Source organism: Microbacterium sp. SLBN-146 (assembly GCF_006715145.1).
Lineage (GTDB): Bacteria > Actinomycetota > Actinomycetes > Actinomycetales > Microbacteriaceae > Microbacterium.
In genome coordinates, this window is the sequence record NZ_VFMR01000001.1 from 2,149,967 (window position 1) to 2,162,099 (window position 12,133).

Annotated in this window: 10 protein-coding genes; 8 read left to right on the forward strand and 2 right to left on the reverse strand. The window is 68.9% G+C overall.

Features of this window, described 5'->3' with window-relative positions:
- Window positions 1–85 precede the first annotated feature (85 nt).
- Window positions 86–1,300, forward strand: coding sequence for a cell wall metabolism sensor histidine kinase WalK (locus tag FBY39_RS09285; protein WP_141932037.1), 1,215 nt, complete (start codon window positions 86–88; stop codon window positions 1,298–1,300).
- A complete protein-coding gene (locus tag FBY39_RS09290; RefSeq protein ID WP_141932038.1) occupies window positions 1,297–1,980 on the forward strand; it encodes a response regulator transcription factor in 684 nt (227 codons plus the stop codon). The genes FBY39_RS09285 and FBY39_RS09290 overlap by 4 nt, the downstream gene beginning before the upstream one ends.
- A 54-nt stretch (window positions 1,981–2,034) precedes the next feature.
- Here the strand turns inward: FBY39_RS09290 and FBY39_RS09295 are convergent, their stop codons facing one another.
- On the reverse strand, window positions 2,035–2,562 hold the full coding sequence (locus FBY39_RS09295) for a DNA modification methylase (protein WP_141932039.1): 528 nt from the start codon (window positions 2,560–2,562) through the stop codon (window positions 2,035–2,037).
- Window positions 2,563–2,731: 169 nt separating this feature from the next.
- On the opposite strand from FBY39_RS09295, the gene FBY39_RS09300 reads away from it, so the two are divergent.
- The gene (locus FBY39_RS09300; RefSeq protein WP_141932040.1) at window positions 2,732–3,214 is read left to right on the forward strand and encodes a CarD family transcriptional regulator; all 483 of its coding nucleotides are present in this window, start codon (window positions 2,732–2,734) and stop codon (window positions 3,212–3,214) included.
- Window positions 3,215–4,182: 968 nt separating this feature from the next.
- The gene (gene ispD / locus FBY39_RS09305) at window positions 4,183–5,400 is read left to right on the forward strand and encodes a 2-C-methyl-D-erythritol 4-phosphate cytidylyltransferase (protein WP_141932041.1); all 1,218 of its coding nucleotides are present in this window, start codon (window positions 4,183–4,185) and stop codon (window positions 5,398–5,400) included.
- A gap of 19 nt (window positions 5,401–5,419) precedes the next feature.
- On the opposite strand, the gene FBY39_RS09310 is transcribed toward ispD, so the two are convergent.
- A complete protein-coding gene (locus FBY39_RS09310) occupies window positions 5,420–6,352 on the reverse strand; it encodes a DMT family transporter (RefSeq protein ID WP_141932042.1) in 933 nt (310 codons plus the stop codon).
- A gap of 32 nt (window positions 6,353–6,384) precedes the next feature.
- Between FBY39_RS09310 and cysS the strand changes: the two genes are divergently transcribed.
- From cysS to FBY39_RS09330, 4 genes are all read left to right on the forward strand, one after another.
- On the forward strand, window positions 6,385–7,797 hold the full coding sequence (gene cysS, locus FBY39_RS09315) for a cysteine--tRNA ligase (protein ID WP_141932043.1): 1,413 nt from the start codon (window positions 6,385–6,387) through the stop codon (window positions 7,795–7,797).
- Complete coding sequence (gene rlmB / locus FBY39_RS09320) at window positions 7,790–8,773, forward strand: 23S rRNA (guanosine(2251)-2'-O)-methyltransferase RlmB (RefSeq protein ID WP_141932044.1); 984 nt, start codon at window positions 7,790–7,792, stop codon at window positions 8,771–8,773. Before cysS ends, rlmB begins: the two co-directional genes overlap by 8 nt.
- A 175-nt stretch (window positions 8,774–8,948) precedes the next feature.
- Window positions 8,949–11,390 carry a glycogen/starch/alpha-glucan phosphorylase gene (locus FBY39_RS09325; protein ID WP_141934061.1) on the forward strand — a complete coding sequence of 814 codons (2,442 nt, stop codon included), beginning with the start codon at window positions 8,949–8,951 and terminating at the stop codon, window positions 11,388–11,390.
- A gap of 83 nt (window positions 11,391–11,473) precedes the next feature.
- Window positions 11,474–12,115, forward strand: coding sequence for an NAD(P)-dependent oxidoreductase (locus FBY39_RS09330; protein ID WP_141932045.1), 642 nt, complete (start codon window positions 11,474–11,476; stop codon window positions 12,113–12,115).
- Window positions 12,116–12,133: the final 18 nt, after the last annotated feature.

Consider the following 12,133-nt stretch of genomic DNA (forward strand, 5'->3'; position numbering starts at 1 on the left):
CCGACGCAGTGAACAGTACAGGCCCGCGGCACGTGTGGCATCGAAGCGCACAGGTATGCCGGTGCGCGCACCTTACGCTGGAGACATGTCCACGACGCAGCTCGCGCTGCTCGCACTCTTCGCGGGCGTTGTCATCGGCGGATCTGTCGCCCTGGTGATCATGCTCTCCCTCCGAGCACGGGACCGGCAGCGGGTCCTCTCCTCCGCAACCGTCCCCGAGGGAGTGCGCGAGGTTCTCCACGGGATGGATGACGCGGCGGTGGTGGTGGATGCGTCCGGGACGGTCCTCGCGGCGTCGGTACCGGCATCCCCCTTCCATCTGTCCGAGGGAGAAGTCCTGCCCTCCGAGGAGTTGCGTGCTCTCCTGCGCCGGACGCGGGGGACGGAGCTCGCCGCGAGCGAGACGATCCGCCTCCGTCGCGGTGCGCCGCCCGCCGAGCCGCGCCTCGTGTCGGTTCGTGCCTCGAGGGTGTCCGCGCGGTTGACGCTGTTCGTCCTGCGCGACATCACCGAGAAGGAGCGGGTCGAGCAGATGCGGCGCGACTTCGTCGCCAACACGAGCCACGAGCTGAAGACTCCTGTCGGGGCCGTGACGCTCCTCGCGGAGGCCGTCGAGTCGGCCGCCGACGATCCGGATCAGGTCCGCATCTTCGCGGCCCGGCTGAGCGCCGAGGCCAATCGCCTCGCGCAGCTCACGACGCGCATCATGAGCCTCTCCCGTTTGCAGTCGACGGACGAGCTGACCGACGATCGGGTCGTCGCGGTCGACGAGATCGTGGCATCCGCCGTCGATGCCCATTCGATCCAGGCGGACTCCGCCGGCGTGCAGATCGTCCGCGGCGGCGCACGTGGCGCATACGTACGGGGCGATCCGCAGGTCTTGAGCGAAGCGGTGGGCAACCTCATCGCGAACGCCATCGCCTACTCGCCGCAGGGCGCGAGCGTCGGCATCGGCGTCAAGATCGTCGACGGCGTCGTCGAGATCGCCGTCACCGATCGCGGGATCGGCATCTCCGAGCGCGATCAGGATCGCGTGTTCGAGCGCTTCTACCGCGCCGACCCGGCACGCGCCCGGCGCACAGGCGGCACCGGACTGGGGCTGTCGATCGTCAAGCACGCCGTCCAGCGGCACGGGGGAGAGGTGCGGCTGTGGTCACGCCCCGGCCGCGGCTCGACCTTCACGGTCCGCCTTCCCCTGACCGCCGCACCCGATGATGTCCCGCCGCGGAAGAAGCGCAAGAAGAAGCGCCCCGCCGCGGCGGTCCTTGAGAACATGCCCCAGAACGGAGATCTTGCATGACACGTGTCCTGATCGTGGAGGACGAGCCAGACCTCGCCGACCCTCTCGCCTACCTTCTGCGCCGCGAGGGGTACGAGGTCGAGATCACGGAGGACGGGCCGGCCGCCCTGTCGGCATTCCGCGAGCGAGGCGCAGACATCGTGCTGCTCGACCTGATGCTTCCCGGCATGCCGGGAACGGAGGTCTGCCGCCAGATCCGTGCCACGTCGCCCGTCCCGATCATCATGCTGACGGCGAAGGACTCCGAAGTCGATATCGTGGTCGGCCTCGAGCTCGGCGCCGACGACTACGTGACGAAGCCGTACTCGTCACGTGAGCTCCTGGCCCGCATGCGCGCCGTGCTGCGTCGGCTCTCGGCGACCGACGCCGATCTCGACGACCGCGTGCTCGAAGGAGGCCGCGTGGTCCTCGACATCGATCGCCACACCGTGGCCGTCGACGGCAGCGAGATCGCGATGCCCCTGAAGGAGTTCGAGCTCCTCGAGGTCCTGATGCGCAACGCGGGCCGCGTGCTGACGCGTGGCCAGCTCATCGACCGGGTGTGGGGGAGCGACTACTTCGGCGACACCAAGACGCTCGACGTACACATCAAGCGCATCCGGTCGCGCATCGAGGAGAAGCCGGGAGACCCGAGCATGCTCGTCACCGTGCGCGGCCTGGGATACCGCTTCGAAGGCTGAGGGAGGATGCCGCGTGCCGCCGCTCGGCCGGTGGCACGCGCGTTCGTCCGTCCGTCAGTCGAGGCCGCCGACCGAGGGTACGAGGTCGGTGAGGTAGTCGAGCTGCCCGTCGAGGATCGGGAGAGAGACGAGGGTGCCCTCGTTGTCGCCCGACTCGAAGAAGCCGGGGATGTCGGCTCCGGGGAGCATCTCAGGGCCCTCGATGAGGATCGGCTCGGCGTCTTCCGAACCGAGGCTCAGCACCGAGCGTGCCGGTACGCGGATCGAGAGGTCGACGGTGTCGCCCTCTCCGATCGAGACGCGCAGAGTCTGCGATTCATCGGTCTCGTTGACGATGGCGGCGACGAAGTTGCCCAGCGTGCCGTCGTCGTTGGCGACGATGAAAGCGTTGCGAACCGCGAGCGGTCCGTCGCCGAACACGTTCACGCCCTCGGCGGCGGAGTACTGGACCTGCGTCGACTGCGGCGTCATGAACGTACAACCCGTCGTGCCGAGGGCAACGGCAGCGCCGACCGCGATCGAAGCGATCAGGCGGGACCGCTTCGGGGAGCGGGACACGCCCAAGGTGCGATGAGTCGACATCACGGATCCTTCCAGGCTGGACGACGGCTTCCTGACACATTCTAGGGGGCGTGCCTCCCCGTTCGCTGGCACCCGGGGAGCGCGCCGCGGGCATCACCGGAGCGTGAGCGGCGAACCTTATCGCATAGTCGCTGTGGTATTCTGGAGTTTGCCGAAAGGACACAACTGCATGCTTTTTGAGGTTGGCGAGACCGTCGTTTATCCGCACCACGGGGCCGCGACGATCATCGAAGTCAAGGAACGCGTCATCAAGGGCGAGACGAAGAAGTACTTGAAGCTCAACGTCACGCAGGGAGACCTCGTCATCGAGGTTCCCGCTGAGAATGTCGACCTCGTCGGCGTTCGCGACGTGATCGGCAAGGACGGTCTCGAGCGGGTCTTCGAAGTCCTGCGTGCACCGTTCACCGAGGAGCCGACCAACTGGTCCCGCCGCTATAAGGCGAACCTCGAGAAGCTCGCCTCCGGCGACGTGATCAAGGTCAGCGAGGTCGTTCGCGACCTGTGGCGCCGCGATCAGGACCGCGGACTCTCCGCCGGTGAGAAGCGCATGCTCGCGAAGGCGAAGCAGATTCTCGTCTCCGAGCTCGCGCTCGCTGAGAAGACCGACGAAGAGAAGGCCAGCGTCATTCTCGACGAGGTCCTCGCCTCCTAACCCGAGCGGTCCGCCCCCGTCCGGGGCGTGGTTCGCCGCGCGTGGGGCGTGGTTCGTCGCGGTTGGGGCGGGGTTTGTCGTTCCGGGGAGCTGATTGTGCGCCCCGAGGGGCCGGGATGCGCCCCGAGCCCTTGCGAGGGTTGGTGCGGTTCTGCCGTGGCATCCTTCGGCCTGGTGAAGCCGCCTGTGCCCCGCTGTGTTGCGCCGCCGCCTCGCCGTTGGGGCGTGGTTCGTCGCTCCGGGGGCGTGGTTTGTCGTTCCGGGGCGCTGATTGTGCGCCCCGAAGGACCGGGATGCGCCCCGGGCGCTGACACGTGGGTTGCCGCGGTCCCACCGTGGCATCGGTCGGTCCTGTTCCGTCCTGCACGGCTCGCCGCGTTCCGCTGCTGTCTCGCCTTTGGGCCGTGGTTTGTCGTTCCGGGGCGCGGATGGCTGCCGCGGTTTTGCCGTGGCATCCTTCGGCCTGGTGCAGCCGCCTGCGACTCGCTGTGTTGCGCTGCCGTCACGCCGTTCGGGGGTGGTTCGTCGCGGTCGGGGCGGGGTTTGTCGTTCAGGGGCGCGGATAGTGCGCCCCGAAGGGACGGGGTGCGCCCCGAGCCGTGGCGAGGGCCGGTGCGGCCTGCCGTGGCAGCTGTCGGTCCCGTGTCGTCCTCTAAGGCTCGCCGCGTTCCGCCCCGTGCCGCCTTGGGGCGTGGTTCGTCGCGGGTGGGGCGTGGTTCGTCGTTATGGGGCGTGGATAGTGCGCCCCGAAGGGACGGGATGCGCCCCGAGCCGTGGCGAGGGCCGGTGCGGTCTGCCGTGGCATCCGTCGGCCCGGCGAAACCGCCCCTATACCGCTGACCGCGTTCCGCCCCGGCCTCGTTGGGGCGGGGTTCGTGGTTTCGGGGCGTGGGAACTTCGCCCCGAGCTGACGGGGTACGCCCCAAGACCGGCGAGAAGGGTGCCGTCTCCGGCGGTAGCGTGGGCGTGTGTCCACAGGCTCCGTTCAGAACCCCGTCGTCCCGGTACCTCGTGTCGCGATCATCGTCGTCGCCGCCGGATCCGGCACGCGACTCGGTGGCGACGCACCGAAGGCGTTCGTCGGTCTCGATGAGCACACCATCCTCCGGCACGCGCTCGAGCACGTCGTCGCTTTCCCCGGCGCGCAGGTCGTCGTCGTCGCGCCCGCGGGTCGGGAGGGAGATGCCCTGACGGAAGCCCTTGCGGTGTTCGGCGACGCGCGCGAACTCGTCTCCGTTGTGACGGGCGGGGCGACCCGCCAGGCATCTGTCGCGGCGGGGCTTCACGCCGTGTGGCCGGATGTCGAGATCGTCCTCGTTCACGACGCCGCGCGCGCACTCGTCCCGCTCGGCGTCTTCGATCGTGTCGTGAGCGCGATCGACGACGGGGCCGCCGGCGCCATCCCGGTCCTGCCCGTGGTCGACGCGATCAAGCGCGTCGAGGAGCGCGAGGTCGTCGGCGTCGTGGACCGATCCCTCCTGTCGGCGGCGCAGACTCCGCAGGGCTTCCGCCGCGACATCCTCGAGACGGCGTACCGCACGGCGCGCGATGAGTTCACCGACGACGCCGCCCTCGTCGCGGAAGCCGGCCACCGGGTGGCGGCCGTGCTGGGGGATCCGCTCGGTTTCAAGATCACGACCCCCGCAGACCTCGACCGTGCGCGCTCGCTCGTCGCGCGGCATCCGCATGCCCCCGCCACTTTCGCCGGGCCTCCCGCCCTGCCGCGCGTCGGCGTCGGCACCGACGTCCACGCCTTCGGAGGCGAGGGGACCCTCTGGCTCGCGGGACTCGAGTGGCCCGGCGAGCAGGCGCTGTCGGGGCACTCCGACGGCGATGCCGTGGCGCACGCGATCGTCGACGCCCTGCTCGCCGCCGGCGGCCTCGGCGATATCGGAACGCACTTCGGCACGGACTATCCCGAGTACGCCGGCGCTCACGCCGAGGTCTTCCTCCAGCGCACGCGCGCCCTGCTCGCCGAAGCGGGACTGCGGATCGGGAACGTCTCGGTCCAGGTCCAGGCCAACCGCCCGCGCTTCGCCGCCCGCCGCCGCGAAGCGGAAGAAGTGCTGTCGCAGGCGCTCGGAGCGCCCGTCGCCGTATCGGCCACGACGACCGACGGGCTGGGGTTCACCGGAACGGGCGAGGGAGTCGCCGCCTTCGCCGTCGCGCTCGTCGTGCCCGCCTGAGCGCCCCGGCCGCGCCGACTCAGCCCTCGACGGCGAACGGCCGAGGATCCCGCGCTGAGCGTGAACCCCACGCGAGGAGTGCGAGCCCGACGGCCAGCACGACGAGCCCGAGGATGGCGAGGACCGACAGGCGCTCGCCGAGCACGACGATTCCCAGAACGGATGCCGTGAGCGGCTCTCCGAGCGTGAGCGTCGCCGCCGTCGCGGCGGTGAGCCCACTGAGGCCCCATGTGAAGAGCACATAGGCGACCGAGATGGTCGCGAGGCCCAGCCACAACGCCACCACGATGCCGCTCGGCGTCGCGACCCAGGAGACGTCGACGAAGGGGAGTACGACGGCGAACAGGATCGCGGAGCTCGCCCCCATCGCCCCGACCACCGTGAAGGGGTCCCACCCCGCGTCGAGGAGGCGCCGCTGGGCATTGGCGATGACGGCGAAGCAGGCTCCCGCACCGATCGAGCCGAGAAGCCCCACGGGGTCGGTGCCGCCCGCATCGGCGGCCCCGCCGAAACCGAGGAGGACGACTCCTGCCGTCGCAAGGGCGGTCGCAACCATCCAGGTCGGGGAGGGGAGCTTCCGCGTGAGCGCCCACTCCAGGACGCCGGCGAGGATGGGTGCCGATCCGAGCGCGACCATCGTCGCGACGGCGACCCCGTTGCGCTCCGTGCCGAGGAAGAAGAGCGGCTGGTACAGGGCGAGGCACAGCCCCGTGAGCACCATGAGGGCGAGGGGTCCAGCGGTGAGCCGCGGTCGTGTCGCCTGCGGTTCTCGACGACGATGACGGGCTGCGAGCGCGAACGCGATGATCGCAAGGCCCGTTCCGCCGATGACCATGCGGATGACGCCGAGCGACAGCGGCGTCGTCCCTTCGGGGCCGAGCGCCTGCGACGTTCCCGTCGTTCCGAAGAGGAGCGCTGCGGCGAGGACGGCGAGAACATGCACGACTCCCATTTGTACCGGAAACGCGCGGGTAGGCTGGGGCGGTGACCATCCGGCTCTATGACACCGCTGCGCAGACCCTGCGCGACTTCGAGCCGATCGACCCCTCGAACGTCTCGGTCTACGTGTGCGGACCGACGGTGCAGTCCGGACCGCACATCGGACACCTCCGCGGGGCACTGAGCTTCGACCTGCTGCGGCGCTGGCTCGCGTACCGCTATGGACGCGTCACGTTCGTCCGGAATGTCACGGACATCGACGACAAGGTCCTCGACAACGCGACCGCGTCTGAGCCGTGGTGGGCCCTCGCCTACCGGATGGAGCTCGCCTTCTCACGCGCCTACGCGGCGATCGGCGTGCAGGCCCCGACGTACGAGCCTCGGGCCACGGCATCCATTCCCCAGATGATCGAGCTCATCGAGCGACTCATCTCGCGCGGTCATGCGTATCCCGCAGGAGAGGCGGCGCCGGGGGATGTGTACTTCGACGTGCGGTCGTGGGCCCGCTACGGAGCACTGACGAACCAGTCGCTCGACGCGATGGAACCCGCGGCGGACGCCGATCCACGTGGCAAGCGCGATCCACGCGACTTCGCCCTCTGGAAGGGCGCCAAGGGTGATGAGCCGTCGTCGGCGACATGGGAGTCCCCCTGGGGACGGGGGCGACCCGGATGGCACATCGAGTGCTCCGCGATGTCGCGACGCTATCTGGGTGAGTCGTTCGACATCCACGGCGGCGGGCTCGACCTGCGTTTCCCGCATCACGAGAACGAACTCGCCCAGTCGACGGCGGCGGGCGATGGGTTCGCGCGCTACTGGGTGCACAACGGACTTGTGACGGTCGGCGACCAGAAGATGTCGAAGTCGCTCGGCAACTTCCTCCTCGCCGACGATGTCCTGGCCGAGCGCGACCCTCTCGTCGTCCGCTATGCGCTCGCTGCGGCGCACTACCGCTCGAGCCTCAACGTCGCGCCGTCGTCGTTCGACGAGGCGGAGGCGGCTCTCGACCGGATCCGCACCTTCCTCGAGCGGGCAGGCCGCGTGCTCGGTTCCGCGAGCTGGCTCACGGCGGCCGACCTTCCGGCGGACTTCGCGGCGGCGCTCGACGACGACCTCGGGGTTCCCCAGGCGCTGGCCGTCGTACACGAGACGGTGAGGGCGGGGAATGCCGCTCTCGATGCGGGGGAGCGGGATGCCGCGGCTCGCGCACGCGTCGAGGTGGCCCGGATGACGGGCATCCTCGGCCTCAATCCGCTCGATCCGCACTGGCGGACAGCGGATGGCTCTGCCGAGGCGACAGCGCTCGACACACTCGTGCAGACCATGATCACGCAGCGTGCCGAGGCGCGCGCTGCGAAGGACTGGGCGTCCGCCGACCGGATCCGCGACGCGATCGCGGCGGCCGGCATCGCCCTCGAAGACGGTCCCGACGGGACGCATTGGAGTATCGATGGCTAAGCCAGGGCGCCCCGGCGCAAGCAAGGGCGGCAAGGGTCCCACGAAGGGCACCGGCGGCAAGAACAAGCGGTCCCTCGCGGGCCGCGGACCCACACCGAAGGCCGAGGACCGCGCCTGGCACCCCGCCGGGAAGCGCAAGGCCGCCGCGGAGCGGTACGCCGCCGCGGGCGGCAAGGGCGCGCCGGGCCAGTCGACGCCGCGTCCGCAGCGCTCCTCGAAGAAGGACGACGACACCGAGACCGTCACGGGACGCAACTCCGTGCTCGAAGCGCTGCGGGCGAAGATCCCCGCGACGGCGTTCTACATCGCGCAGCGCGTCGAGATGGACGACCGCGTCAAGGAGATGCTCTCGATCGCGACGCACCGCAACATCCCCGTCCTCGAGGTGATGCGCCCCGAGCTCGACCGGATGGCCGGATTCGACGGCGTGCACCAGGGCGTCGCGCTCAAGGTGCCGCCGTACGAGTACGCGCATCCGCAGGACCTTCTCGAGAACGTCATCGAGGCGGGCAAGACGCCCCTCTTCGTCGCGCTCGACGGGATCACCGATCCCCGCAACCTCGGCGCGATCATCCGTTCGACGGCGGCGTTCGGCGGTCAGGGCGTCATCCTGCCGCAGCGCCGCTCGGCGAGCGTCAACGCCGCCGCGTGGAAGACGAGCGCGGGCGCGGCAGCGCGCATCCCGGTCGCGATCGCCCCGAACCTCACGACGACTCTCAAGGAGTTCAAGAAGCAGGGCGTCTTCGTCCTCGGGCTCGCCGGCGACGGCGATGTCCTCCTCCCTGAGGTGCAGCTCGCCGATCGCCCCGTCGTGATCGTCGTCGGCTCGGAAGGGAAGGGCCTCTCGCGCCTCGTCACCGAGACGTGCGATCAGGTCGTCTCCATCCCGATCTCGACAGCGGCCGAATCGCTCAACGCGGGGATCGCGGCATCCGTCGCGCTCTACCAGATCGCGACCCTGCGCTCGAAGGACTGACCGGGCGACCGGCGGCGATTGTGACCGCCGAGTAAACTCCTGCCGCGAGATCCTCCCTCGTTTCGGCTCGCCCGGTCGGTGCCGGTAACGTCGAGTCGTGACTCTTGAAGCCTCTGACCCGGTCGCGGCAGCCGGACACCCGGCCGGCGCGACGCACCCGCTCGCCCTGGCCCCCGTGCCGTCGCCGCCCTCGAGCGTCGACGGGTTCGTGCGGGAGTTCCTGCTGAACCTCAACTTCGATCGCGGCGTCGCGCTGTCGGCGTCGAATGTCAACGATCGGTACTTCGCGCTGGCGTACACCGTGCGCGACTACCTCATGGCGCGATGGCTCGAGGATCAGCGGCGCCAGAAGGCGACGCAGGCGAAGGGGGTCTGCTACCTCTCGGCGGAGTACCTTCTCGGGCGGCAGCTCGACAACAACCTCCTCGCGTCGCGCCTCACCGACATCGCCACGGAGGCGATGGAAGCGTGCGGCATCGACATCGAGGATCTGCGGGCGCAGGAGATCGAGCCCGGCCTCGGAAACGGCGGCCTCGGCCGCCTCGCGGCGTGCTTCATCGATTCGCTCGCGACGATGAGCGTCCCGAGCATCGGGTACGGCATCCGATACGAGTACGGGATCTTCCGCCAGACGTTCGTCGACGGCCAGCAGGTCGAGCAGCCCGACACGTGGCTCGAACTGGGGTCGCCGTGGGAGTTCCCGCATCCGGAGTCGGCGCAGACGATCGCGTTCGGCGGTCATACCGAGACCTACGACGACGAGGGCGTCGAGCGCGTGCGGTGGGTGCCGGCGTGGAACGTCAAGGCGGTCCCGTACAACTACATGGTGCCCGGCTATCACAACGGCCGGGTGAACACCCTGCGGTTGTGGCGCGCCGTCGCGACGAACGCCTTCGACCTGAGGATCTTCAACTCGGGCGACTACGAAGAGGCCGTTCGCGCGCAGACATTCGCCGAGAACATCTCCAAGGTGCTGTACCCCGAGGACTCGACGCCGCAGGGCAAGGAGCTGCGCCTTCAGCAGCAGTACTTCTTCAGCGCTGCGTCCATCGCCGACTTCCTCGACAACATGCTGTCGGAGGACTACGACCTGCACGCCCTTCCCGACCGCGTGATCTTCCAGCTCAACGACACCCACCCCGTCATCGCGGTGCCCGAGCTCATGCGCGTGCTCGTCGACGAGAAGAAGCTCGAATGGGATGCCGCGTGGACGATCACGCGTCAGTGCTTCGCCTACACGTGCCACACGCTCATGCCCGAAGCACTCGAAGTGTGGTCGGTCGACCTCATCGAGCGGCTCCTGCCGCGGCACATGCAGATCATCTACCGCATCAACGAGGAGTTCCTGGGTGAGGTGCGCGAGACGTTCGGCGACGACGAGATGCGTATCCGCAACATGTCGATCATCGGGGAGCACCCGTCGCGCTCGGTGCGCATGGCGTATCTCGCGACGGTGGCCGGCGCGAAGGTGAACGGCGTCGCCGAGCTCCAGTCGGAGCTGCTGCGCACGAAGGTCCTTCCCGACTTCGACGAGTTCTATCCCGGCAAGTTCACGAACGTCACCAACGGTGTCACGCCGCGCCGCTTCATCCGTCTCGCCAACCCATCTCTCGCCGATCTCATCAGCGAAGCGGTCGGAGCGGGGTGGACCGTCGACCTCGAGCGACTCCGCGGACTCGAGCCCTTCGCGGAGGACCCCGAGTTCCGCGCGCAGTTCGCCGCCGTCAAGGCGGGCAACAAGCGCGCTCTCGACAAGGTGCTGTTCCAGCGCGACGGCTTCCGGGTCGACGACACCCACATGCTCGACGTCATGGTCAAGCGCCTCCACGAGTACAAGCGGCAGCTCCTCAAGGTGCTGCACATCGTCACGGAGTACGAGGGCATCGTGTCGGGCCGGGTCGAGGCATCCGCTGTTCAGCCGCGGACGTTCATCTTCGGCGCGAAGGCCGCTCCCGGCTACGCGATGGCCAAGCGGATCATCCACCTCATCAACGCGGTCGGTTCGGTCGTCAACAACGATCCCCGCGTCGAGGGACGACTCAAGGTGCTCTTCCCGCCGAACTACAACGTCACGCTCGCCGAGCGTGTCATCCCCGCAGCCGACCTCTCCGAGCAGATCTCGCTCGCGGGCAAGGAAGCCTCGGGGACGGGGAACATGAAGTTCGCCCTCAACGGCGCTCTCACGATCGGCACGGACGACGGCGCGAACGTCGAGATCCGCGAACTCGTGGGCGACGACAACTTCTTCCTGTTCGGCATGAGCGAGCCCGAAGTCGAGGCACTCTGGGCGAAGGGGTACCGCCCGGCCGACGTGTACCAGAGCGACGAGACCCTCCGTCGCACGATCGATTTGATCGCCTCGGGCACCTTCTCGGATGGAGACCGCTCCGTCTTCGAGCCGATCGTTTCGAACCTGCTCTACGAAGACAGGTTCATGGTGCTGGCCGACTACGCCTCCTACATCGCCGAGCAGAAGAAGGTCGACGCCGCCTACCAGGATCAGGATGCCTGGACCCGCTCCGCGATCCTCAACGTCGCTCGGACGGGGTTCTTCTCGTCGGACCGGTCGATGCGGGACTACATCGATCGGATCTGGCACACGCCGCCGGTCTACTGACCGACATCGGGAGCGGCATGCGGGAATGAGTACGCGCGTGTTCGTCTTGCAGAACACGAACGCTTCTCGTCGAAGGGACTGACATGGCTCGTATTGCCGTCATCGGAGGAACCGGCTACGCCGGCAGAAACATCGTCACCGAGGCTGTCAGCCGCGGGCACACGGTCGTGTCCGTCGCTCGCTCCGTCCCCGCGGAGCGGGTGGAGGGCGCGACCTATGTCGAAGGAACGCTTCTCGACGTTCCGGGACTCGTGGCCGAGCTGGAGGGCGTCGACGTCGTCGTCGTCACCGTGCCCGCGCGCGGCGACATGGAGGGACAGGTGCGCCCGAACGTCGCCCAGCTCGTCGCGGCGCTTCCCGAGTCCGTGCGCGTCGGTGTCATCGGCGGTGCCGGTGGCAGCCTCATCGCGCCGGGCGGTGAGCGTCTCGTCGACCAGCCGTCGTTCACCGAGGAGTACAAGCCCGAGGCGCTCGAGGCTATCGGTGTCCTCGAGGACCTTCAGGAGACCCCGTCGTCGCGCGACTGGTTCTACATCCACCCCGCGGGCGGCTTCGGCGCATGGGCGCCGGGCGAGCGCACCGGGTCGTACCGCGACGGCGGCGACGTTCTCGTGACGGATGCCGATGGCGAGTCGTTCATCTCGGGACCCGACCTCGGTGTGGCCGTCGTTGACGAGATCGAAACGCCCAAGCACTCGCGCGAGCGCTTCACTGTCGGGTACTGACGCCGACGACTGACGAGG